This window comes from Glycomyces algeriensis (assembly GCF_027622855.1).
Classification (GTDB): Bacteria; Actinomycetota; Actinomycetes; order Mycobacteriales; family Micromonosporaceae; genus Glycomyces; species Glycomyces algeriensis.
Genome location: NZ_JAPZVR010000005.1, coordinates 69,882 through 93,729 on the forward strand (window position 1 = coordinate 69,882; position 23,848 = coordinate 93,729).

The 23,848-nt window shown below is 70.2% G+C and carries 18 protein-coding genes; 12 read left to right on the forward strand and 6 right to left on the reverse strand.

The window, feature by feature from the left end:
• Window positions 1-4: 4 nt before the first annotated feature.
• Window positions 5-154 carry an FG-GAP repeat domain-containing protein gene (locus O2L52_RS11090; protein ID WP_270115457.1) on the forward strand — a complete coding sequence of 50 codons (150 nt, stop codon included), beginning with the start codon at window positions 5-7 and terminating at the stop codon, window positions 152-154.
• A gap of 54 nt (window positions 155-208) precedes the next feature.
• On the opposite strand, the gene O2L52_RS11095 is transcribed toward O2L52_RS11090, so the two are convergent.
• From O2L52_RS11095 to O2L52_RS11115, 5 genes are all read right to left on the reverse strand, one after another.
• Window positions 209-1,282 carry a LacI family DNA-binding transcriptional regulator gene (locus O2L52_RS11095; RefSeq protein WP_270115458.1) on the reverse strand — a complete coding sequence of 358 codons (1,074 nt, stop codon included), beginning with the start codon at window positions 1,280-1,282 and terminating at the stop codon, window positions 209-211.
• A gap of 33 nt (window positions 1,283-1,315) precedes the next feature.
• Window positions 1,316-2,737 (reverse strand): GH1 family beta-glucosidase, encoded by a 1,422-nt coding sequence (locus O2L52_RS11100; RefSeq protein WP_270115459.1) that lies wholly within the window; start codon window positions 2,735-2,737, stop codon window positions 1,316-1,318.
• Window positions 2,737-3,669, reverse strand: coding sequence for a carbohydrate ABC transporter permease (locus tag O2L52_RS11105; protein ID WP_270115460.1), 933 nt, complete (start codon window positions 3,667-3,669; stop codon window positions 2,737-2,739). Before O2L52_RS11105 ends, O2L52_RS11100 begins: the two co-directional genes overlap by 1 nt.
• A complete protein-coding gene (locus O2L52_RS11110) occupies window positions 3,666-4,607 on the reverse strand; it encodes a carbohydrate ABC transporter permease (RefSeq protein WP_270115461.1) in 942 nt (313 codons plus the stop codon). The genes O2L52_RS11105 and O2L52_RS11110 overlap by 4 nt, the downstream gene beginning before the upstream one ends.
• A gap of 351 nt (window positions 4,608-4,958) precedes the next feature.
• Window positions 4,959-6,299 (reverse strand): ABC transporter substrate-binding protein, encoded by a 1,341-nt coding sequence (locus tag O2L52_RS11115; RefSeq protein WP_270115462.1) that lies wholly within the window; start codon window positions 6,297-6,299, stop codon window positions 4,959-4,961.
• A 515-nt stretch (window positions 6,300-6,814) separates the two neighbouring features.
• Here O2L52_RS11115 and O2L52_RS11120 point away from each other — a divergent pair.
• Window positions 6,815-9,427, forward strand: a complete 2,613-nt coding sequence (locus tag O2L52_RS11120; protein WP_270115463.1) for a glycoside hydrolase family 48 protein — start codon at window positions 6,815-6,817, stop codon at window positions 9,425-9,427.
• Between the two features lie 267 nt (window positions 9,428-9,694).
• Here O2L52_RS11120 and O2L52_RS11125 read toward each other — a convergent pair whose 3' ends face one another.
• A complete protein-coding gene (locus O2L52_RS11125; protein WP_270115464.1) occupies window positions 9,695-10,186 on the reverse strand; it encodes a DUF1349 domain-containing protein in 492 nt (163 codons plus the stop codon).
• Between the two features lie 540 nt (window positions 10,187-10,726).
• On the opposite strand from O2L52_RS11125, the gene O2L52_RS11130 reads away from it, so the two are divergent.
• The 10 genes from O2L52_RS11130 to O2L52_RS11175 all read left to right on the forward strand — a co-directional run bounded on the left by O2L52_RS11130 (window position 10,727) and on the right by O2L52_RS11175 (window position 23,469).
• Window positions 10,727-11,164: a hypothetical protein gene (locus O2L52_RS11130; RefSeq protein WP_270115465.1), complete on the forward strand. Its 438-nt coding sequence runs from the start codon at window positions 10,727-10,729 to the stop codon at window positions 11,162-11,164.
• Window positions 11,165-11,397: 233 nt separating this feature from the next.
• Window positions 11,398-13,239 (forward strand): molecular chaperone DnaK, encoded by a 1,842-nt coding sequence (gene dnaK, locus O2L52_RS11135; RefSeq protein ID WP_270115466.1) that lies wholly within the window; start codon window positions 11,398-11,400, stop codon window positions 13,237-13,239.
• Window positions 13,236-14,009, forward strand: a complete 774-nt coding sequence (grpE, locus tag O2L52_RS11140; RefSeq protein WP_270115467.1) for a nucleotide exchange factor GrpE — start codon at window positions 13,236-13,238, stop codon at window positions 14,007-14,009. The genes dnaK and grpE overlap by 4 nt, the downstream gene beginning before the upstream one ends.
• Before the next feature lie 39 nt (window positions 14,010-14,048).
• Window positions 14,049-15,182, forward strand: coding sequence for a molecular chaperone DnaJ (gene dnaJ / locus O2L52_RS11145; protein ID WP_270115468.1), 1,134 nt, complete (start codon window positions 14,049-14,051; stop codon window positions 15,180-15,182).
• Window positions 15,183-16,131: 949 nt separating this feature from the next.
• Window positions 16,132-16,983: a hypothetical protein gene (locus O2L52_RS11150; RefSeq protein ID WP_270115469.1), complete on the forward strand. Its 852-nt coding sequence runs from the start codon at window positions 16,132-16,134 to the stop codon at window positions 16,981-16,983.
• A 56-nt stretch (window positions 16,984-17,039) separates the two neighbouring features.
• Window positions 17,040-17,501 carry a heat shock protein transcriptional repressor HspR gene (locus O2L52_RS11155; protein ID WP_344471697.1) on the forward strand — a complete coding sequence of 154 codons (462 nt, stop codon included), beginning with the start codon at window positions 17,040-17,042 and terminating at the stop codon, window positions 17,499-17,501.
• Between the two features lie 161 nt (window positions 17,502-17,662).
• Window positions 17,663-19,033: a hemolysin family protein gene (locus tag O2L52_RS11160; protein ID WP_270115471.1), complete on the forward strand. Its 1,371-nt coding sequence runs from the start codon at window positions 17,663-17,665 to the stop codon at window positions 19,031-19,033.
• A complete protein-coding gene (locus O2L52_RS11165) occupies window positions 19,030-20,049 on the forward strand; it encodes a hemolysin family protein (RefSeq protein ID WP_270115472.1) in 1,020 nt (339 codons plus the stop codon). The genes O2L52_RS11160 and O2L52_RS11165 overlap by 4 nt, the downstream gene beginning before the upstream one ends.
• Window positions 20,050-20,227: 178 nt before the next feature.
• Window positions 20,228-21,580, forward strand: a complete 1,353-nt coding sequence (locus O2L52_RS11170) for a coiled-coil domain-containing protein (protein WP_270115473.1) — start codon at window positions 20,228-20,230, stop codon at window positions 21,578-21,580.
• 257 nt (window positions 21,581-21,837) lie between these two features.
• On the forward strand, window positions 21,838-23,469 hold the full coding sequence (locus O2L52_RS11175) for a beta-N-acetylhexosaminidase (RefSeq protein WP_270115474.1): 1,632 nt from the start codon (window positions 21,838-21,840) through the stop codon (window positions 23,467-23,469).
• The last annotated feature ends 379 nt before the right edge of the window (window positions 23,470-23,848 follow it).

Sequence of the window (23,848 nt, forward strand, 5' to 3'; positions counted from 1 at the left end):
CGCTGTGGGCGACTTCAACCGCGACGGCCATGTCGACTGGATGGCCCGCCGCAAGTCCGACGGCGTGGTGTTCCTCTACCCGGGGGACGGCGCCGGCAACCACACGGCCCGCCGGACCTTCGGTACGGGCTGGAACTCGATGACGATCGCCTGACGGCAAGCGAAAGGGCCCGGCTCCTGAAGGAGCCGGGCCCTTTTCGTATGGGGTCTAGGCGGATTCGCGGACGACGATTCTCGTGCCGAGGATCGTCACCAGGGGTCCGGCCTCTTCGCCGCGGATGCGGCCGCAGAGGAGGCGGGCCATCTCTCGGCCCATGGTCTCGGTGGGTTGGTGGACGGTGGTGAGCGGCGGTTCGGCGACCTCGGAGAGCGGGGAGTCGTCGAAGCCGACGAGCGCCAGGTCCTCGGGGACGCGGATGCCGCGCTCGCGGGCGACGCGGAGCGTCGCGATCGCGAGGGGGTCGGAGTGCGCGAAGACCGCGTCGAGGTCGCCGGCGGTGTCGAAGAGGTGCCGGGCGGCCTTGATTCCGCTGGCCTCGTCGAATCCTTCGGCGACCGAGACGAGGGACTCCTCGACGGGCAGCCGGTGGCCGCGGAGGCCGTCCCGGTAGCCCGAGAGGCGGTCGACGCCCACGGCCATGTCCTGCGGGCCGGCGATGAGGCCGATCCGCTTGTGGCCCTTCTCGGCCAGGTACTCCACGGCCTGCCGGGCGCCCGAGCGGTTGTCGCAGTCGACGTACGCGATGGGGCGGAATCCGGCGGGCGTGCCGCACAGGACGATGGGGATGCCGGCGTCTTCGAGCCGCTCCGGCAGCGGGTCGCCGGAGTGGCTCGAGACCATCATGACGCCGTCGACGTGCTGCCCGAGGAGGTACGCCTCGAGGTCGGCCCGGCTGCCGTCGCGCGGGGCGAAGGTCAGCATGAGCCGCATGTTCTCCTCGGCGAGCTGCTCGGTGATGCCGCGCAGCACGCCGGCGAAGAACGGCTCCGACCAGAGCCACTCCTGCGACTCCGTCACGACCAGTGCCACGGTGTCCGTGCGCTGGGTGACGAGGGTCCGGGCCGCCTGGTTGGGGACGTACCCCAGTTCCTTGATCGCGGCCAGGACCGCCGCCCGGGTGTCCTCGGCGACCTTGGGGGAGCCGTTGATGACGCGCGAGACCGTGCCCCGGCCGACGCCCGCGTGGCGGGCGACGGTGTCGAGGGTCGGCCGGCCGCCGGAGCGGCGGCGGCGTTCGCTCTTCAAGGGCTCGCCTGGCGCCTCAAGCTGGGTCTCGGTCATCGTGCATCACCTCGGGCAACGGTTGGTGTGGGTCTATTCTGCCTCACGGTTCGCACGGGCCCGCCGCACCAGGTCGCCGTACCAGCGCCCGGAGTCCTTGACCGTGCGTTCGCCGGTCTCGAAATCGACGTACACCAGTCCGAACCGCTTCGTGTATCCCCAGGCCCACTCGAAGTTGTCCGCCAACGACCAGGCGAAATACCCCACGAGCGGGACGCCCGCGTCGACGGCGTCGGCGCACGCGGCCAGGTGGGCGCGAGCGTAGTCGAGCCGCTCGGGGTCGTGGATCTGGCCGTCCTCGATCTTGTCGGGGAATGCCGAGCCGTTCTCCGTGACCGCGAGTTTCACCTCGGGGTGGGAGGCGTGCAGGCGGGTGAGGGTCTCGGTGAGCCCGGCGGGGTCGATCTCCCAGCCCATGTCGGTCACGGGGAGCCCGGAGGAGACGAACCCGATGTGCTCGTTGGCCGGCCAGGCCGATCCGGCGCCCGTGGGGGCGGCGGAGGCCGAGGTCGCGCCCCCGTTACCGGTAACGGTGAAGCGGCTGTAGAAGTTCACCGAGAGCACGTCGACGGGTGCGTTGATGACCTCCATGTCGCCGTCCTCGACGAACGAGAAGTCGCTGATCGCCTTGAAGTCCTCGACGATGTCCTCGGGGTAGGCCCCGCGCAGGGCCGCCTCGGTGAACCAGCGGTTCTGCACGCCGTCGACGCGGCGCGCGGCGTCGAGGTCGACGGGGGTGTCGGTGGCGGCGTGGATCGGGTAGAAGTTCAGCCCGACGCTCACGACGGCCTCGGGGTCCGCGGCCTTGATGGCGCGGGCGGCGAGGCCGTGGCCGAGCATGAGGTGGTGGGCGGCGGCGATGGACGCGGCCGGCTCGCGGCGCCCGGGGGCGTGCTCGCCGGAGGCGTAGCCGAGGAACGCGGCGCACCAGGGCTCGTTCACGGTGATCCAGTGCTTGACGCGGTCGCCGAGGGCCGCGTGCGCGATGGACGCGAACTGCCCGAAGCGCTCGGCGGTGGCCCGCACGGGCCACCCGCCGGCGTCTTCGAGGGTCTGGGGGAGGTCCCAGTGGTAGAGGGTGATCCAGGGGGTGATGCCCTCGGCGAGGAGGGCGTCCACGAGGTTGGAGTAGTAGGCGAGGCCCGCCTCGTTGACGCGGTCGTCGCCGTCGGGGCAGATCCGGGGCCACGACAGCGAGAAGCGGTACGCGCCCAGCCCGAGGGCCTTGATGGTGGCGACGTCCTCGGGGATGCTGCGGTAGGAGTCGATCGCGGTGTCGCCGTTGGAGCCGTCGACGACCCGTCCCGGCTCGTTCACGAACGCGTCCCAGATGGACGGGCCGCGGCCGTCGGCGCCGGTCGACCCCTCGACTTGGTAGGAGGAGGTCGCCGCGCCCCAGGTGAACCCGGTTGGGAACCGCGCCGCGAGCGCGGCGGTTTCGATTTCGTTGGTCATTACTTGCCAGAACCTTCCATGATGCCGTGCACGATCTGCCGCCCGAACACGACGAACAGGACCGCAATGGGAATGATCGAGATCAGGGTGCAGGTGAAGACCATCGACATGTCCGCGGCGAACATGGCCGTCGACGCTTGCTGGATCGCGAGCTGGATCGTGGGGTTCTGCTCGCTCAGGACCATGAAGGGCCAGAGGAACTCGTTCCAGTTCAGCATGAACGTCAGGAGTCCCAGGACGACCATGGCCGGGCGCAGCGCCGGCATGACGATACGCCACCAGATCCCGAGGGTGCTGGCGCCGTCGATGCGGGCGGCCTCGATGATCTCGTCGGGCACGGCCTGCTCCACGTACTGGCGCATGAGGAAGATCCCGAACCCGTTGATGAGGAACGGCAGGATCACGGCCTGGAGGGTGTCGAGCCATTCGAGTTCGACCATGATGATGTACAGCGGCACGATGCCCAGCTGCTGGAGCGGCACCATCATGGAGAACAGGACGGTGCCCATGAGGATCTTCGAGCCGCGGAACTTCAGCTTGGCGAACGCGAACCCGCCGAGGGTGGAGATGAGCACCACCGAGAGCGTGACGGTGCCGGTGATGATGAAGGAGTTCCGCAGGCCCAGCAGGAGGTCGGCCTCGGGGTGGGCGAAGGCGGCCTGGATGTGCTCGCCGAGGTTGCCCCCGGGCAGGAGCGCGGGCGGGAAGCCGGCGGCGTCGGCGGTGCTCCGCGACGCGATGACGACCATCCAGTACAGCGGGAAGACCGACAGGATCGAGACGCCGATGAGCCCGATGCGGGTCATCATGGTGGGCGCGAAGACCCCTGCGGACTCGTTGGCGCCGTGCTGCTTCTTCTTGCGCGGAGGCTTCGGCGGGTTGGCCTTCGGGGCGGCCGGGACGGTGCTGCGCGGCGCGGTGGCGGTGCTCATTTGTTCCCCTGGATGCGGTTGACGACGAGGAAGTTGAGGGCCGCGACGACCCCGATGACGAGGAACAGCAGCCAGCCGGCGGCCGAGGAGATGCCGTAGTTGCCGTGGGTGCGCAGGATGTCGACCAGGACCATGGCGGTGGTCTGGAACTGGCCGGTCGTGCCGCCGCCCAGGGCGCCGGTGCCGGGGGCGAACATGAGGGGCTCCACGAAGAGCGTCATGCCGCCGACGGAGGAGACGAAGACGGTGAAGATGAGGATCGGCTTGAGCTGCGGGACGGTGATCTTCCAGAACTGCTGCCGGGGCGAGGCGCCGTCGACCGTGGCCGCCTCGTAGAGGCTCTTCGGGATGGTCTGCATCGCGGCCAGGAAGATGAGCGCGTTGTAGCCCATCCAGCGCCAGTCGACCATGGAGGAGATGGCGAACCAGGACTCGAGCCGGCCGCCCTGCCAGTTGACGGCGTCGAGGCCGATGAGCTCGAGGGCGCCGTTGACCATGCCGTACTCGTTGCCCCAGATGCGGGCGAAGATGACGCCGACGGCGACCACGGAGGTGACGATCGGGGCGAGGATGAGCATGCGCCACAGCAGCGGGCGGCGCAGGCGCTTGTTCAGGGCGTTCGCGACCATCATGGCGCACACGATCTGCGGCACCGTGGCCATGACGAACATGCCGAGGGTGTTGACCACGGACCAGTTGAACCGGTCGTACTCGGTGAGCAGGAACGTGTAGTTGTCCAGCCCGACGAACTCGCGCGTGGGGTTGCCGATCTTCCAGGCATGGAGCGACGCGTACAGCGTGTAGCCCATGGGGAAGACGCCGAAGACGGCGAAGAGGATGAAGTACGGGGACACGAGCGCGTACGGCATGGCCTTGACGTCGATGCGTGTCAACCGCTCGCGCCAGGTCAGGCGCGGTGCGGTGTGCTGGGTGGTCATTGAGAGCCTTCCTTGCCGAGTAACGGCTCGCAAGCTTCGCCGAGAAGGGGACGGTCGCGGTGACGCCGGCCGAGCCGTCGGGCTCGTCCTCGGGTCGGATCTTGCTGCGTGCGGGGGCGGGACGGGGGGGGGGCGCCGCCCCGCCGCGGGTTGGGGCGCGGCGGGCCGACATGGTGCCGCCTGGAGGGACCGGGTCCTGGGGGGTTGCGCCGAACGGATGCTGGGAGGCGTTCGGCGCCGGTCCCTCGCTGGGCGGCACTGGATCCGGGCCCCCGGCTCGGGGCCGGGGCGGGTCCGGGCCTTTGGCCCGGACCGGCGGAGGCAGGTTCCGCCGATCCGGGCCGCCGGGGGTTACATGCCGGCGCCGGCCAACTGGATCGCTTCTTCAGCGGCCGAGGCGATGGCGTCGCGGGCGTCGGCCGGGGCGATGGAGCCGTCGACGATGCCGTTGATGGTGGACTCGACCGCGCCCTTCACCGGCGGGTGGTAGTACGAGTACTCCAGAGCCGGGAACGACTGGATCGAGGCGGACAGGATGGCACCGACCGGCGCGTCGCTGAAGTACGGGCTGGTCTTGTCGGCGACTCGCGGGTCCGCCTGCGCGGTGGGCGAGGACGGGAAGTTGCCGACGGCTTCGTAGACGAGGATCTGCTGCTCGGGCTGGGTCAGCCAGTCAGCGAGGGCAGCGGCTTCCTCGGGGTGCGGGCCCGCGGCGGGGACGGCCAGGAACGAACCGCCCCAGTTGCCGGCCACACCGGGTGCGGCGGCCATGTCCCACTTGCCGGCGTTGTCCGGGCCGGAGGTGGGCTCGATGATGGCGGAGGCCATCCAGCCCGGGCACGGCATGACGGCGAAGCCGCCGTCGGCCATGGCCGCGTTCCACTCTTCGCCCCAGGTCGGGAAGTTGCCGACGGCGCCCATCTCGTTGAGTTCGAGGACGAGGTCGAGCGACTGGGTCGCTGCGGCGGAGTCGAGGGTCAGGTTGCCGTCGTTGTCGACGTACATCGCGCCGTCGCCCAGACCGGCGAACTGGCTCAGCATCACGTTCTGCAGCTGGGTGCCGTTGTCGATGAAGGCGGTGCCGGTGTCGGCGTCGACGTACTGCTGGGCGAGGGCCTTGAAGCCGTCCCAGTCGGACCACGCCGCGGCGACCGCGTCGCGCTCGGTGGGAAGTCCGGCGGCCTCGAACAGGTCGGAGCGGTAGCACATGGCCAGGCCGCCGATGTCGGTCCCGAGGCCGACGAGCTTGTCGTCGGGGGTGTGGCCCAGGTTCCAGGTGTTCTCGGTGTAGTCGGCCGAGCGGGCTTCGTAGGCGCTCAGGTCGTACCAGAGGTCGCCGTTCTGGAAGAGCTGCGGCGTGGCCTGCTCGTCCATGGCGACGACGTCGCCGAAGCCGGAGCCGGCGTCGAGCGCGGTCTCGAGGGCGGGACGGTACACGTCGTCGAAGCCGACGCCGTCGCCTTCGAAGACGACGTCGATGTTCGGGTTCGCGTCTTCGTACATCTTCTCGAAGCCGGCCTGGACGTAGCCGAACGTGTTGAAGGTGGAGACGGTCAGCGTGATCTTGCCGTCTTCACCGGTGGCGTCGTCGCCGCCGTCACCGTCGCCGCTGCACGCGGACGTGACCGCGAGCGCGCCTGCGGCGAAGGCCGCGAGGGCGATCCTGCCGTTCTTGCGATTGAGGAAATGCATCTTTGCTGGTTCCTTCCGGGCGCCTCGGCGGCGCTTTGTGTTTCCAGAGGGGTTTGAGGGACTCGTCTTGCCTTGGCGCCCGTGGCGGCGGCGCGCGGACCGCCGTGGGTGCACGGCGGCCCGCGGCTGAACCGCCGAGGCGATCGCCCTTGGGAGCGATACCAGGATCGTACGGGAGCGTGTTCCACAGCGCAAGTCCGGGTGTGAGGGTCGTTACTCGGTTGTTACAGCGCCGCCCACGGCCGGAAAATCGAAGGTCGCAGATCTATAACTGTGCAAACGACATAACGGGCCGCTGAGCTGGAAAAATGTTTGCCAATTAGCGGTGTTACCGCCGGTCCAAGCAGAAATTTAGAGATGTAAATGTATTGACATCAGGGCCCTGCGGTTGGCAGCATGACTTGGGAGCGCTTCCGCAAACCGGTCCGATTCGTTCCACTCGTGCGGTTCGAAAGGGGCCATCCCGGCATGAGCGCTCCCACGAAAACGGACACACCACCCACAGGAGTAGCCAAATGGATCTCGACAACCTGGCCCCGCCGCGGCGCGCCAAGCGCCGATGGCGCCGCGCTGCAGCGGTGACGCTGCCGGTCGCCCTCGTGGGCGCCCTCGCAGTAGTGGCCGCCCCTCAGGCCTTCGCCAATCCGACCTGCGGCGGCTTCGAATACAAAGTCATCTCCACCTGGGGCGGCGGCTTCCAGGCCAACGTGAGCCTGACCGGCGGCACCGCCGGGCTCAACGGCTGGGACCTCGAGTGGACGTTCCCCGCCGGGACCTCGGTCTCCAACGCGTGGAACGTCGACTGGAGCCAGAGCGGCTCCACCTTCAAGGGCGGCGACGTGGGCTGGAACGGCACCGTCGCGTCCGGCCAGAAGCGGGAGGTGTTCGGATTCATCGGATCCGGCGCGGCCACCGCCCCCACCGGCGTCAAGGTCAACGGTGAGACCTGCGGCAGCGTGACCCCGGTCGAGCCCGACCTCGCGGTCTCGCGCACCAACGTCGTGGTCGACGCGGGCGCCACCGCCTCGATCGACGTCGGCTTCTCCGCGGCCACCACCGCGGCCGCGACCGTGACCACCGCGCGCACCGCCGGCTCGACCGCCATCTCGGTCGCCTCCGGCGGTTCGCTCAGCTTCGCCGCGGGCGCGACCGCGACCAAGCCGGTCGTCTTCAGCGCCGCCGCGAACGCGGCCCCGGGCGACTCGGCGACCTTCACGGTCTCCTCGCCCGGCTTCGACCCGCTCCAGGTGGTCGTCACGATCGCCGACCTCGGCGAGGTCACGGAGAACGAAGAGCGCTTCCTCACGATGTACGACCAGCTCGCGGGCGCGGAGTCCCCGTACCTGCACCAGACGGGCGTCCCCTACCACTCGGTGGAGGAGCTCATCGTCGAAGCGCCCGACTACGGCCACGAGACCACCTCGGAGGCTCTGAGCTACCAGATGTGGCTCGAGGCGGCCTACGGCCAGGTCACGGGCGACTGGTCCGGTTACAACCAGGCCTGGGAGACCACCGAGCAGTACGCGATCCCGGACCTCAACCCGACCAACTACAACCCGAGTGCGCCGGCCTCCTACGCGCCGGAGTCGGACGACATCACCGACTACCCGACGCAGCTGAACTTCAACGCGCCCGTGGGCGACGACCCGCTCGGCGCCGAGCTGCGCAACACCTACGGCAACAACCAGGTGTACGGGATGCACTGGATCCTGGACGTCGACAACGCCTACGGCTTCGGCGAGTGCGGTGACGGGACCACCGAGCCCGCGTACATGAACACCTTCCAGCGCGGCTCTTCCGAGTCGACGTGGGAGACCATCGCCCACCCGTCGTGCGAGACCTTCGACTTCGGCGGCGAGAACGGCTTCCTGGACCTGTTCGTGGGCGACTCGGCCTACTCCCAGCAGGAGCGCTACACCGCGGCCCCCGACGCCGACGCGCGCGCCGTCCAGGTCGCGTGGATGGCCCAGCAGTGGGCCGCCGAGCAGGGTGCCGAGTCCCAGATCTCCGGATCGCTGGAGAACGCCTCGAAGATGGGCGACTTCCTGCGGTACGCGATGGCGGACAAGTACTTCAAGCAGATCGCGGGCGACTGCATCGGGATCAGCACCTGCCCCGACGGCAGCGGCAAGAGCTCGTTCCACTACCTGATGAGCTGGTACTACTCATGGGGCGCCGGCATGAACGGCGACTGGTCGTTCCGCATCGGCGGTTCCGGTGTCCACCAGGGCTACCAGAACCTCATGGCCGCTTACGCCCTCTCCGAGGGCGGCCTGGCCCCCGAGTCGCCCACCGCGGACGACGACTGGGCCAAGAGCCTCGACGCTCAGCTGGACTTCCTGGAGTGGCTCCAGGTCCCGGCCGGGGCTGAGGGCGCCGGCGCCATCGCCGGTGGCGCGACGAACAACTGGGGCGGCAACTACGGCAGCCCGACGACCAGCGCCGAGCACGCCGGCCTGTACTACGACGAGCAGCCCGTGTGGCACGACCCGCCGTCGAACCGCTGGTTCGGCTTCCAGGTCTGGGGCATGGACCGCGTGGCGCAGTACTGCCACGAGACCGGTGACGCCCGTGCCTGCGACATGCTCGACAAGTGGGTCGCCTGGGCGCTCTCCGAGTCCGACATCAGCGCCACCGACTACAGCCTGCCGGGCGACCTCGAGTGGAACGGCGAGCCGGGGGCGGGCCTGTCCGCTTCGGTGCTCACCATGTCGAAGGACCCGGGTGTGGCCGGCGCGTTCGCCAAGATCCTGTCGTACCACGCCGCCGCCAGCGGCGACACGGCTTCGCAGACCGCGGCGTCGAACCTGCTCGACGGCCTCTGGGCGATCAACGACGGCATCGGCGTGACGCAGACCGAGGGCCGGGCGGACTACTGCCGCTTCGGCGACGAGGTCTACATCCCCGAGGGCTGGACCGGGACCATGCCGAACGGCGACGTGCTGGAGAACGGGGTCACGTTCATCGAGACCCGCTCCTTCATGAAGGAGTTCGAGGGCTGGGACCAGGTCCAGGCGTACATCGACGGCGGTTGCACCGGCCCCGCGCCGGAGTTCGACTACCACCGCTACTGGCACCAGGTCGAGGTGGCCACGGCCTTCCAGACCTACGCCGCGCTCTTCGAGTAGCAAGTAAGGGCGGCGCCCGGTGACCAAACCGGGCGCCGCAACCACCAATACGCAGTGAACGGCGCGATCGGTTGCATGGCATCCGATCGCGCCGCCGTGTTCGCCTCGCTTGCTGCGCTTGCAGTTCCGGGTCGCTGCTGAGCACACAGGTCGGGTCCGCCGGACGGGGATCGCTGGGCCCACCGGGCCCGACCTCTATGCTCAGCGCCTGCTGGCCCCCACCGCCAGAGCGCTGAATTCAGTTGTGGCAGTCCGATTCCGGTGAGTTCAATCGACGTCGATGTCGAGGTCCTGCGCGGCGTCCCAGAAGCTCTCGTGGACGGGGCGCGTGCTGGCGATGCCGGCCATGACCGGGACGCCGCCGGGGAGGTAGGTGGAGGCGATGGTGGTGTAGTCGACGCCGTCGTCGGCGTGGGCCACGGTGATGGTGCCGCCGGCGCGGATGAGCCGCAGCCAGATCTCGTCCGATTCGGTGTCCACAGGAGACAGCGACCAGTTGGTGTGCTCACGGGTGGTCACCGTTGAGACGAGGTGTTGGCCCCCAAGGTATTCGGCCCCGGTCTTGATCCAGTTGGACTCGTCGACGCGGATGGTGAGGGAGGCTTCGGCGTGCTGGTGGCGGTGCTCGGGGCGGAAGCGCATGGCGATCTCGCCGTCGCCTTCCAGCTCGAGTCCGTAGATGTAGACGTGTTCGCGGAGCTGTTCGCTGCCGGCGCTGCGGGTGAAGGTGGTCTTGATCTCGAAGTAGGGAGTGATCAATCCACCGTCAACCGTCCATTGTACTTCTTCTGAAGGAGACTGCATAATCCTATGATGCCACACGTGATCGGGGCGTTTTCGGGCAAAACGGACGTCGTAACCCAAAGTTAATCCAGTCTTCGAGTCCGTCACATTCTTGAAATCCCAGCTCAACCAGGATATGCAGCCCAGAGTGCGGCTTCCGTTACGCTCCTTGGAGAGCGCCGGTCCGGCGCTCCGACCTTGCGCCGGAACGCTTGTCGCCCAAAGCATCGCGGCTTCGGCTGCCGCGCGCGGGCCGTGTGGACGGCTTTCTGCGCGCTAATGCGGGCGATGCGCCCCAGGCTACCTCCAATGCGCGAGAATGCAAACGCGGAAACGGAAGTGACTTTCGTGTTGCGTGTGATCCGGAATGGCTCGCGAGTTCGCCTCCGCATCCCTCCGTGCCAGGCGGACTAGAGTGCCGAGTGCTCATACCCGTGTCCTCGCGGCCCGCTCGACCGTTAACCCGTTAGAGAGGCGTACGCAGTGCACGGAAGCGAAGGCGAATGAGGAGATAGCGTGAGCATGCAGCATTCAGCGAGGCAGGCGCCGCACGACACCGACGCGCCGGAGCCGGGTCGCGCCCTGCCGCGCCAGGAGCGCAGCGCACCGCCCCGCCGCTCGCGACATACTGCGGAGACCGCCTCGGCCGCGTCCGATCCGGCCTCGATGGTGGTGCCGATCCCCGCCCGCTCGCGCCGTTCCCGCCGCGAGGAGCCCTCGAAGCTCTTCTCGCTGGAGGAGCCGCCGCCGCTCGACGCGCCCCTGGGGATCACCGAGATCATGGGCTGGTCCCTCGCCGCCGCGATGTGGCGCGACCACCTGCCCGAGCAGCTGCTCGGCATCGACTGCGCCTCGTGCGACCAGGCCTGGCCGTGCGACACGTGGAAGATCGCGGACGACCTCCTCACCGAGTGCTGCGAAGCCGCCGGCGAGGCCGCCGTCAAGGCCCGCTAAGCCCCGCAAGGCCCCGCGCATGCTGACCCCGCGCAATCGAAAAGTTGAGTCGACCCGACTCAACTTTCGTGCGTTTCATCACATTTCCCATGATCCACTTGACAGTAGATGCCTGCCGTTCGAACATTGAGTCTATCCGGCTCAACTTGGTTCGGGGTTCCCGCCCGGCCGCTTGAGACAGAGACTCGTCTCCAATCCCGGAGACATCTGTTCGACTACGTCAGGAGATCAACATGGCACGTGCGGTCGGTATCGACCTCGGCACGACGAACTCCGTGGTCAGCGTCCTCGAAGGCGGGGAAGCCACGGTCATCACCAATGCTGAGGGGGCCAGGACCACCCCGTCCATCGTCGCGTTCGCGAAGAACGGCGAAGTGCTCGTCGGCGAGGTGGCCAAGCGTCAGGCGGTCACGAACCCGGACCGCACGATCCGCTCGGTCAAGCGCTACATCGGCACGGACTGGGCCGTCGACATCGACGGCAAGTCCTACACCGCGCAGGAGATCAGCGCGCGCATCCTCATGAAGCTCAAGCGCGACGCCGAGGCGTACCTGGGCGAGAACGTGACCGACGCGGTCGTCACCGTGCCGGCCTACTTCTCGGACGCGCAGCGCACCGCCACCAAGGAGGCGGGCGAGATCGCGGGCCTCAACGTCCTGCGCATCATCAACGAGCCCACTTCGGCGGCCCTCTCCTACGGCCTCGACAAGGGCGAGGAAGAGCAGACGATCCTCGTCTTCGACCTCGGCGGCGGCACCTTCGACGTGTCCCTGCTGGAGATCGCGGACGGCGTCATCCAGGTCAAGGCCACCTCCGGTGACAACCACCTCGGCGGCGACGACTGGGACGACCGGGTCATCCAGCACCTGGTCAAGACCTTCAACGGCCAGTACGGCGTGGACCTGTCCAAGGACAAGATGGCCATGCAGCGCCTCAAGGAGGCCGCCGAGAAGGCCAAGATCGAGCTCTCCAGCGCCACCAACACCTCGATCAACCTGCCCTACATCACGGCGGGCCCCGACGGGCCGCTGCACCTCGACGTCTCGCTCTCGCGCGCCGAGTTCGAGCAGATGACCTCCGACCTCCTCGACCGCTGCAAGAAGCCGTTCGAGCAGGCCGTGAAGGACGCCGGGATCAACGTCTCCGAGGTCGACCACGTCATCCTCGTCGGCGGCTCGACCCGCATGCCGGCCGTCTCGGACCTGGTCAAGCGCCTCATCGGCCGCGACGCGCACAAGGGCGTCAACCCTGACGAGGTCGTCGCCGTCGGCGCGACCCTCCAGGCCGGCGTCCTCAAGGGCGAAGTCAAGGACGTGCTGCTCCTCGACGTCACGCCGCTGAGCCTCGGCATCGAGACCAAGGGCGGGATCTTCACCAAGCTCATCGAGCGCAACACCACGATCCCGACCAAGCGCTCGGAGGTCTTCACGACCGCCGACGACAACCAGCCGTCGGTGCTCATCCAGGTGTTCCAGGGCGAGCGCGAGATCGCGGCCTACAACAAGAAGCTCGGCACCTTCGAGCTCACCGGTCTGCCGCCGGCGCCGCGCGGCGTCCCGCAGATCGAGGTCACCTTCGACATCGACGCGAACGGCATCGTGAACGTCTCCGCGAAGGACTCCGCGACCGGCAAGGCCCAGTCGATGACCATCTCGGGCGGTTCCAGCCTGGCCCAGGACGACATCCAGCGGATGATGGCCGAGGCCCAGGAGCACGCCGAGGAGGACCGGCAGCGCAAGGAGGAGGCCGAGGCCCGCAACATGGGCGAGTCGCTGGTCTACCAGACCGAGAAGCTGCTGGCCGAGAACGGCGACAAGGTCCCCGAGGACCTCAAGGGCCGCATCAACGACGCCACCGGTTCCCTGAAGGGCGCCTTGGGCGGCAGCGACATCGAGGCGATCAAGACCGCCACGGAGGAGCTCTCCAAGGTCAGCCAGGAGGCCGGGCAGGCCATGTACGCGGCCGCCCAGGCGGAGCAGGGCACGCAGCCCTCCGCCGCGCCGAACGCCGACGCCCAGGACTCCGAGACGATCGTCGACGCCGAGATCGTCGACGACGACAAGGACCAGAAGTGACGGACGAAGGCAACAAGGACGCCGAAGACGAGCGTCCCGGCGACTCCGACGCGCAGTCGGGCGACGCCGAGGACGAGCTGACCGTGGACGACATCCTCGCGGCCGCTTCGGACGACGGCCAGGCCGCGGACGACGCGGTGGCCGTCCTCCAGTCGACGGTCGAGGAGCGCACGCGGGACCTGCAGCGGATCACCGCCGAGTTCCAGAACTACCGCAAGCGCGTCGAGCGGGACAAGGCCCGCTCCGGCGAGCTCGCGACGGCCGCGGTGCTGCAGAGCCTGCTGCCGGTGCTGGACGACATGGACCGGGCGCGGGACCACGGGGACCTCAACGGCCCCTTCGGTTCCGTGGCCGAGCAGCTTGTCAACGCGCTCGCGAAGCACGGCCTCGAGTCCTTCGGGACCAAGGGCGACGCGTTCGACCCGCAGATCCACGAGGCCGTGGCGCACATGCAGATGCCGGGAGTCGACGGACCGACCTGCATCGACGTGATGCGCTCGGGCTACCGGCTCGGCGACAAGCTCCTGCGCCCCGCCCTCGTGGCGGTCGCGGAGCCGACGGACGACCCGGAACCCGCCGCGGCCGAAGAGCCGGAGACCATCGAGGCCGAGGCCGAAGTGGTGGAGGCGGCAGCGGACGACACCGCGGGCGACGAGCCCGAGGAGTCCGCCGAGGAGACCGCGGCGGCCGCCGAGGCCGAACCGTCCGAGGGCGACGAGCCCGCGGGCAAGACCAAGAAGAAGAAAGACAAGGGCGACAAGGACTCCTAGGTCCCCGCCCGAACGATAAGCAGGTAGAGGAGGCGTCCCGTGGCATCGCAGGAATGGCTTGAGAAGGACTTCTACGCCATACTCGGCGTGCCGCAGGACGCCTCCAAAAAGGACATCGAGCGGGCGTACCGCAAGCTCGCGCGCGAGCTGCACCCCGACCACAACCCCGACCCGGCCGCCGAGGAGCGCTTCAAAGGCGTCTCGGAGGCCTATTCGGTGCTCCACGACGACAAGGCGCGCAAGGAGTACGACCAGATCCAGTTGATGAAGTCCGGCAGGGGCGGCTTCGGCGGGATGCCGGGCGGCTCCGGCGGCGTCAACCTCGAGGACCTGTTCGGCAACACGGGCAGTTCGGGCGGTTTCTCGGACATCTTCGGGGACCTGTTCCGCGGCGGCGGCAGCGGCGGGGCCCATCGGCGCCGCAGCGGCGCCCAGCGCGGCAACGACCTGCGCACCCACATCACCCTCGACTTCGCCGACGCCGTGAAGGGCACCACGACCGAGCTGCGGATGCGCGCGCCGGGCGAGTGCGGCACCTGCCACGGCTCGGGCGCGAAGCCCGGTTCGGCGCCGAGCACCTGCTCCCGCTGCAACGGCCGGGGCCTGATCACCGAGAACCAGGGCGCGTTCAGCTTCGCGCAGCCCTGCCCCGAATGCGAGGGCACGGGCACCGTGGTCACCGACCCGTGCCCCGACTGCGGCGGCACGGGTGCGACCACGCAGGACCGCATCATCACCGTGCGCGTCCCGGTGGGCATCGGCGACGGCCAGTCGATCCGGCTGGCGGGCCGCGGCGCCCCCGGCGAGCGCGGCGGACCTCCGGGCGACCTGCTCGTGAAGGTGGCCGTGCGGACCCACCCCCTGTTCGCCCGCGACGGCGACAACGTGACCGTGCGACTGCCGGTCTCCTTCCCCGAGGCCGCCATGGGCGCCAAGGTGAAGGTGCCGACGCTCGACGGCCCCGTGACGCTGAAGGTCCCCGAGGGCACCCCGACCGGGCGCGTGCTGCGCGTCAAGGGCCGCGGCGTGCCCGGCAAGGGCGACCTGCTGGTCACCGTGGACGTCGAAGTGCCGCATGCACTCTCGCCCGAGGCCCGCGAGGCCCTGGAGAAGTACGCGGCCGCCGCCCCGCCGGTCGACCGCTCCAAGCTGGAAGAGCTGACGGGCCAATGATCTCCCTGGCGCGGCAAGCGAACCGCAGCCCGGCGCGAGAGCGCCGGGAGGTTCCGGGTGCCGCGCGAACGGCCCGCCCGGAAGCGGGCGTTGCTTCGCCGAACGCGGGCAACCGCCCTGAGACGAATGCCAATACGCGGGTGGCGTCGCAGCACGCGAAACGCGACGCGGCACCCGCGAACGGAGTGCTCCGCGCCGCCGCCTGGGCAGTGCGCCTCGCAGCGATTGCTCCGGCGCCGAAATCGGATGACCGCACCAAGCTGACTGCGACCGACGCGCCCGCTCGGCGCGCGAACCGCGACTCGACGCGGGTCCGCTCGTCGTCTGCGAATGCCGATCGCACGGTACGCCCGGAGACGATCGTGCCGGTACCGAATGCGGGCGGGCTAGCGACTTCGAGTCGAACCGGCTCGCCGTCGAACTCATTGGCACACAACGAGTCTCACGACTCGACGCGCGTGCGCTCGACCTCGCGGATCGCCGCTCGGCCGACCCGCCCGGCGGCGGTCGCTCCTGCGCCGGAGGCGGGCGGCCCCGCGACTTCGAGTCGAACCGGCTCGCCGTCGAGGTCGTCGGCATGGAACGAGATCCACGACCCGGTGGGCGTGCGACCGACCTCGCGGAGTACCGCGCGAACGGCACGCCCGGAAGCGGGAGCCCTTGCACCGAGGACAGGCGACCGCACGACGCGGCAGGCGAACCGCGACGCCGCACCGCCCCGCCGAGTGCTTCGCGGCACCGTTCGGGGGGTACGTCTCTCACTGGGCGTTACGACGCCGCCGGCGGGCGACCGCACGATGTCGTCTGAAGCATCGGCGGCTCGGAACGCGAACGGCGACTCTACGCGTGACCGCCGTTTGCGTAGCGACGCCACACGGTTCGGCCGCTCGGCGGTGCTTCTTCCCAGTTCGCTGCCGAACGGCCCGATGCGGGAAGCGAGGGCAGGGCGATGAAGGTGCCAGGAGTGCAGCGCGTGCGGGACCGCTTCGCGCGCCCGCCGCGTGAGGAAGCCGAGATCCGCGTGCCCGTACGCTTCCGGGTCGCGAGAGCGGTCGGCACGGCCGCTAGCGCCATCCCCGAGTCCCGCGCCGTGAAGATGGGGACCGCTGTGGCCACGGTCGTCGCGGCGCACCCCAACATCGTGCGCGCCGGACTCACCGCCGCCAGCGCCGTCCCGGTGCTGCGCCCGTATGTGAAGGTCGCGGTCGCCGCGACGAGCGTCATCGCGGTGGCGCGGCGCCTCGCGGAGGCGAGGTCCGCGGCGACGGACGTCGTCGCGACGCTGCGCAGCCGCCCCGGTTCGCCCGGCATGGCCTACGCGGGCAACGAATTCGGTCTCGGCTCCGCTGCGGAGCCGATCGTCCTGGAGAGCGAGAAGGCCGCGTTGCCGGCGAGCCCGGCCGCGTCCGCTGAGCCGGTGGTCCCCGCCGCGCAGCCCGCTGACCCGGCCGCCGCCGCGCCTCCCGTGGTCCCGGCGCCATCCGCGGAACCGACGGCGGTCCCTGGGCAATCCGCGAATCCGTCGGCCGACACCGGCCGGTTCGCGAACCCCGCGTCCTACCTTTCCCGGTCCGCAGGCCCGGTGCCCGACGCCGCCCGGTACGCGAACCCCGCCGCTTTCCGCGCCCAGTCCGCAAGCCCGGCGATTCCCGCTCAAGCGAGCGACAGCACAGCCGCCGAACCGGACCGGCCGGAAGAAGCCGACCGCCCGACGTTGTTGCAACGAATGCACCGGCGAATGCCGCGTGCGTCCCGCGGCACGGACGCGGCGACGACCACCGAGCGAGGGAGGGAACCGTGACCGCTTCGAACCGCACCGGCGGCCCCGACGATCGCGCTGCCGGCCGTGCCGCCGACATGAGCGCGCGCCCGCAGGTGCGCATCGAGATCGCCTACCACCGGCGCCTCCCCGGGGGCGGCGCCGACGAGATCGACTACGACGCCAAGATCCTCGCGATCTCGGCCGCCGCGGAGATGGCCGGGATGCACCCGCAGACCCTCCGCCAGTACGACCGCCTCGGGCTCGTCGAGCCCGCCCGCACGCCGGGCGGCGGCCGCCGCTACTCCGTCCGCGACGTGACGCGGCTGCGGGAGGTCCAGCGCCTGTCCCAGGACGAGGGCGTGAACCTCGCGGGCATCAAGCGGATCATGGACCTCGAGCGCGAGGTCCAGGCCGTGCGCGCCGAAGCCGGTGCCGCTGTGGAGGAGCTCGCGCGCGAGCTCCAGCGGGCCCGCGCGCAACTCGCGGAGCTGCAGGCGATGGCCGGTCCGTTCGGCCGCTCAACTGACATCGTCTTGTGGCGGGGCGAACAAAGATGACCGCTTTCCCCGCCCTTCCGTCCCGTTAAGATCGGCCCCATGCGACGAAGAAGACGACGCTCGGTCGTGGCGCGCAAGCCGCGCCGCAGCCGACATCGAAGTCCCCGGCCTGGTGCGGGCGATCCGCTCCGGGCCTCCGGTCCGCACCTGAGGCGTGATCGATGCTCATAGTCACCGGCCTGGTCATCATCCTGGCCGTCACCGCGGCCACGGGCTTCTTCGTGGCGCTCGAATTCGCCTACACCGCCGTCGACCGGTCCCGCCTCGAGGACATCGCGAACGACGGCGACGCCCGCCGCGCCGCCCGGGCCCGCCGGGCGCTCAAGATCTGCTCGTCCCTGTCGTTCGCGCTGTCGGGCGCGCAGCTGGGCATCACCGTCACCGCGCTCTTCGTCGGCTTCTTCGCCGAGCCGTACCTCGGCCAGGGCCTCGCCGACCTCCTCGGCGTCGTCGGCGTCCCCGCGGGCGTCTCGGTCACCATCGGCGTCACCTTCGCGTTCCTGTTCGCGAACGTCGTCCAGATGATCCTCGGCGAGCTCGGCCCCAAGAACCTCGCGATCGCCCGCACCGAGGCGCTCGCGCTCTCCCTCGCGGCGCCCACCCACGCGTACCTCACGATCTGCGGACCGATCATCCGCTTCTTCGACGCCGCCTCCACGAAACTGCTGGGGCTCTTCGGCATCCAGCCCGTGGAGGAGCTCGAGCACAACGCCACCCCCGAAGACCTGCACCGCATCATCGACGTCTCCCGCGACGAGGGCGCCCTCGACCGGGGCCTCTCCGAACTCCTCGACCGCGGCCTCGACTTCTCCGCCACCGTGGCCGACCAGGCCATGACCCCGCGCGTCAACGTCCAGACCCTCCCGGCCGAGGCCACTGTGGCCGAAGCGGTCGAGGCGCTCGCCGGGGGCCACTCGCGCTTCCCGGTCGTGGGCGACGACGTGGACGACCTGCGCGGCGTGGTCGGCCTCAACCAGGTCATCGGCGTCCCCCGCGAGGACCGCGGCACGGTCCGCGTCGGCGAGATCGCCGACCCGGCCCTCCTTGTGCCCGCCTCGCTTCCGCTGCCCACGCTGCTCGAGCGCATGCGGAGCCAGCACCGCCAGTTCGCGTGCGTCGTCGACGAGTTCGGCGGCTTCGCCGGCATCGTCACCCTCGAAGACCTCGCCGAGGAGCTCGTGGGCGAGATCCGCGACGAGCAGGACCGCTTCGAGGCCGTCCCGGTCTCGCTCGCGGGCGGCGCCTGGCTCATCCCCGGGCGCTGGCGCATCGACGAGGTCGCCGACGCCACTGGCCTCCAACTTCCTGAAGGCGAGCACTACGAGACGATCGCCGGGCTCGTCATGTCCCAGCTCGGCCGCATCGCCCACCCCGGCGACACGGTCGATGTGGACACCGTGCCCCAGGTCGGCGACGACCCGGCGGGCGCCGAGAACGCGCCCCGCCGGGTGCGGATGGTCGTCGTCTCCTGCTCCCGCCATGTGCCGCAAGCGGTCGAGCTGCGGCCCGAGCCCGTGGAGGTGGACGCGTGAGCACCGGTCCCGCACTGCTGATCTCCGCACTCCTCCTGGCCGCCAACGCCTTCTTCGTGGCCGCCGAGTTCGCTCTCGTGGCCTCCCGGCAGCACCGGCTCGAACAGGACGGCTCGCGCGCCGCCCGGGCCGCCCTGCGCGGCACCAGGAACCTCTCGCTCATGCTCGCGGGCGCCCAACTGGGCATCACCGCGTGCACCGTCGGCCTGGGCGCGCTCGCCGAGCCGGCGCTGGCGCACGCGATCGAGGTCCCGCTGGAGGCCATGGGCCTCGAACGGGCGGCGCATCCGATCGCGTTCACGATCGCGCTGCTCATCGTCGTGTTCCTGCACATGGTGGTGGGCGAGATGATGCCGAAGTCGTGGGCGATCACCCACCCGGAGGCGTCGGCGATGGCGCTGATCTGGCCGTTCACCGGGTACGTGTGGCTGACGAAGCCGATCCTGCTGGGGCTCAACCACGGTGCGAACGCGATCCTCAGGGCGCTCAAGGTCGAACCGGCCGACGAGAAGGCCCAGGCGCACTCGCCGGAGGAGCTGCGGTACCTGCTGCGGTCCTCGGCCGAGGCGGGGATGCTCGGCGAGCCGGAGCACCAGATGCTCACGCACGCCATCGAAGTGCAGCGCCGCCCGGTGGGCGAGCTGTCGATCCCGTGGCCGGAGGTCGTGACGATCGCGGCCGGGTCGACGGCGGTGCAGGCGGAGGAGCGCAGCCGGGACACGGGCCGCTCGCGCCTGGTCGTGGTGGACGCGGAGGAGCGCCCGGTCGGCCTCGTCCACGTGCGGGAGGCCGTACAGGCCGAGCCGGGGGCCGCGGTCGCCGACATGGCCGCCGCGCCGCTGCTGGTCGACGCCGAGACCACGGTCGCCGCGGCCGTGACGCTCATGCGGCGCCAGCGCGCCCAGCTCGCGCTCGTCACGGGCCCGGACCGCGAGGTCACCGGTCTGGTCGCCATGGAGGACCTCTTGGAGGAGATCATGGGCGACTTCGAGGACGAGACCGACCGGGCCCGCTAACGGTTCGAACACTGTAGAGGGCCTCGCCGGAACTCCCATTCCGGTTGAGGTCTGTTCGTATGCTGCTTCTCTAGACGTTTTTCGGCGCGACACGCGGCGCGGGCGTGTTCGTCTCCGGTTTCAGGCCCTTCAGGCGTGATGATGACTCATCAACCGTTTCCTGTGACTCTGGAAGACCATGTCGAAATTCTTCGAGGAATCCGGACCCGAATTCGCTGTCGCCATGCGCGGCTACGACCGCAATCAGGTCGAAGAGTTCACTTCCCGGCTGTACCAGAACATCAAAGCCCACGAGCAGCACCGCGACGAGGCGTCGCGGGCATTGGAGGCCGCGGAACAGCAGCTGCGCCGCGCCGAGGAGCGCATTTCCGCTCTGGAGCGCCGCGTCGCCGATCGGGCGACGCAGATAGCCGAGGCCGAGGCGCCGACCCTGGCGGGGCTCGGCGCGCGCGTCGAGAAGATCCTGCGCGCCGCCGAGCAGGACGCGGGCGTCCAGAAGGCCGACGCGAAGCGCCAGGCCGCGTCGATGCTGACCGAGGCGCGCGCCGAGGCCGAGACGATGATGCGAACGGCGCACTCCGAGGCCGCGGAGATCACCGCGACCACCGACCAGGACGTCACCGAGATCCGCGCCCGAGCGGTGAACGAGACGACCGAGCTGCGCGAGAACGCCCGCCGCAGCCACGACCTGGCCCTTGCCGACGCGCACCGCGAGGCGCAGACCGCGCAGGGCCAGTCGCGGGCCGAGGCCGAGAAGCGGCGCTCGCACGCCGAGCGTGAGATCGCGGTCCAGCGGGCCACGGCCGAACGCGAGGTCACCGAGCTCAAGGCGCATGCCGCCCGCGAGTCGGACGAGCAGCGCAACGCCGCCCAGCGGCTGCTCACGGAGGCCTCCGAGCACCGCAAGCGGAAGACGCAGGAGCTCATTCTCGCCGAGGCCGACCGGCGCGAGCGCGCCCAGAAGGAGGAGGCCGACCGGCACCAGCAGGCCATCGCGACCGCGCAGCGGATCGTCTCGGAGGCCGAGGACCGGCTGGCGCTCGCCGAGGAGCGGGCCCGCAGCGCGGAGAACCGCTCGGTGGAGCGCCGCGAGGAGGCCGACCAGCAGGCGAAGGACGCGCTGCACCGCGCGGTCGAGCAGTCGAAGATCGTCAAGGCCGATGCGGCGAAGGAGGCGGAGCGCCTGCGCCGCGCCGCGGAGGAGCGCGCCGCCGAGCGCGTGCAGCCGCTCGCCGAAGAGGTCGAGGCGCTGTCGCGCCAGCGCGACAGCGCGGGCTCGAACCTGACGGACCTGCGCCGCCAGCTGGGCCTGGTCTCGGGCGAGGAGGAGCCGACGCTCGCCTCGTCCTCGTCGTCCTCCTCGCTGGGCTCGTCGAGCGGGTCGAGCTTCGACCTGCCTTCGGCGGGCAGCGGGTACGAGTCCCCGTCCTCGCTGGGGGTGTTCGAGTCCGAGTCGGCGCCGCTGCTGATCAACAAGCAGCGGGACGGTTCGGACATGGACCGCACCCAGCAGCTGCCGGTGATCCGGTAGGCCGGAGCGCCAGAACTCCATAGGCGATGCCGCGCGGGTAGGCCGGAGCGCCAGAACTCCATAGGCGATGCCGCGCGCCGCGGTCGGCCGGAAGAGAGCGAAAACGCTCTCCGCACTGGCCGACCGCGGCGCGGCCCTATATTATAAATAAACTGAACTAATTCGGTGGGGACGTGACACCGCCCCCGCGCACCCCCCGCGGCCCGCGAAGCCACGCGAGCCGGACAGCACCACGACCACCACAGGAGCCCCCGCACATGCAGCGCCGCATCTCGCTGATCCCGCAGCCGCAGCAGCTCACCGCCGCCGACGGCGAACTCGACCTGAGCATCCTCAGCGCCATCGCCGCAGCGCCCGAGCTGCACCCCCTGGCCTGGCTCCTGTCGGACAGCCTCAACCGCGGCACCGGCCTGCGCCTCCCCGTCGTGCAGAGCACCCCGGGCGACCCGGGCGACGGCCGCGTCCTGCGCCTCGCCCTCGAAGGCGACCGCCCCGAGGACTTCACCACCGCCGCCGAGGCCTACCGCCTCGACGTCACCCCCGCAGGCGTCGACCTCACCGCCGCCCACCCCGCCGGCATCGCCCGCGGCATCGCCACCCTGCGCCAGCTCCTCCCCGCCGACGCCCTCCGCGAGGCCCCCGCCGCCGACCCGGTCCTGCCGCTCGTCGGCATTGTCGACGAGCCGCGCCTGCGCTGGCGCGGGGTCATGCTCGACGTCGTGCGGCATTTCCAGCCCAAGGACTTCGTGCTCAAGATGATCGACCGGGCCTGGCTCCACCGGCTCAACGTCGTCCACTTGCACCTCACCGACGACCAGGGCTGGCGCTTCGAGGTGCCCTCGCGGCCGAAGCTCACCGAGATCGGCTCCTGGCGCGCCGAGACGAAGGTCGGGCACGCCCGCGACGAGGAGTCCGGCTACGAGCCGACCCCGCACGGCGGGTTCTTCTCCGTCTCGGACCTGCGCGAGATCGCCTCGTACGCGCGCGAGCGCCACATCATGATCGTGCCGGAGGTGAACCTGCCCGGGCACGCCCGCGCGGTGCTCGCCGCCTACCCCGAACTCGGTGCTGGGCAGAACAAAGCTGTGTGCCCGACGTTCGGCGTGTTCGAAGAGGTGCTGGAGCCGACGCAGGCCGCGCTCGACTTCGCGCTCGAGGCGTACACGGCGATCGCCGAGGTTTTCGAGGGCCCCTTCGTCCACATCGGCGGCGACGAAGTGCCGATGGCCCAGTGGGAGTCGTCCCCGATCGCCCGCGAGCTCATGGAGCGCGAGGGCATGGAGGACGTGCGCGGCGTGCAGGCCTGGTTCACGCGCGCCTTCTGCGACCACCTGACCAAGATGGGCAAGCGGGTCATCGGCTGGGACGAGATCCTCGACGGCGGCGCGCCGGCCGAGGCCGCCGTCCAGGTCTGGCGCACCCAGGCGTATGTGGAGAAGGCGCTGGAGGCCGGGCACGAGGTGCTGGTCAGCCCGCAGACGCACGTCTACTTCGACCACTACGAGAGCGACGACCCGAGCGAGCCGCTGCGCATCCACGGGCTCACCCCGATCGAGAAGGTCGCGGCGTGGGAGCCGGCGCCGGACGGGATCGACGAGACCCGCATCCTCGGTGTGCAGTGCCAGCTGTGGTCGGAGTACCTGCCGAACCCGCGCGACGTCGAGTACGCCGCGTTCCCGCGCCTGGCCGTCTTCGCCGAGGTCGCGTGGACCAACCCCGATGTGCGCCAAGCGGACCCGGTCTTGGACCGGCTCCCGGTGCACTTGGAGCGCTTGCACGCCATGGGTATCGGCTACCGCCCGCTCGAGGGCCCGAAGCCGTGGCAGCAGGGCGGCACCGGCCGCTACCGCCGCTTCGACTGGGACTTCACCGAGCCCGAGGCCGAGTAGCGCCTGCAGCCCGGGCTCCGCGTCTCGCGTCTCGCGTCTCGCGTCTCGCGTCTCGCGTCTCGCGTCTCGCGTCTCGCGTCTCGCGCCTCGCGCCTCGCGCCTCGCGCCTCGCGCCTCGCGCCTCGCGCCTCGCGCTGCGGGATCCTACAGGATATATCCTATACGATTTCAACGACGAGGCCCGTACGGCCGGAATCGTAGATCCTATTTCCTATAGGATCGCGGCTCCAGTCGTACGGGCCTCGTTCGCTGAGGTCTCAGTCCCCGGCAGCGCCACCGGCGCATTGCGGGTCAGCAGCAGGGTCAGCAATCGGGATCGCCGGTGCCGCCGCCGGGGGGTCTGCGTCCCGGGCCCCACCAGGCCCGGGCGGTACTCGCG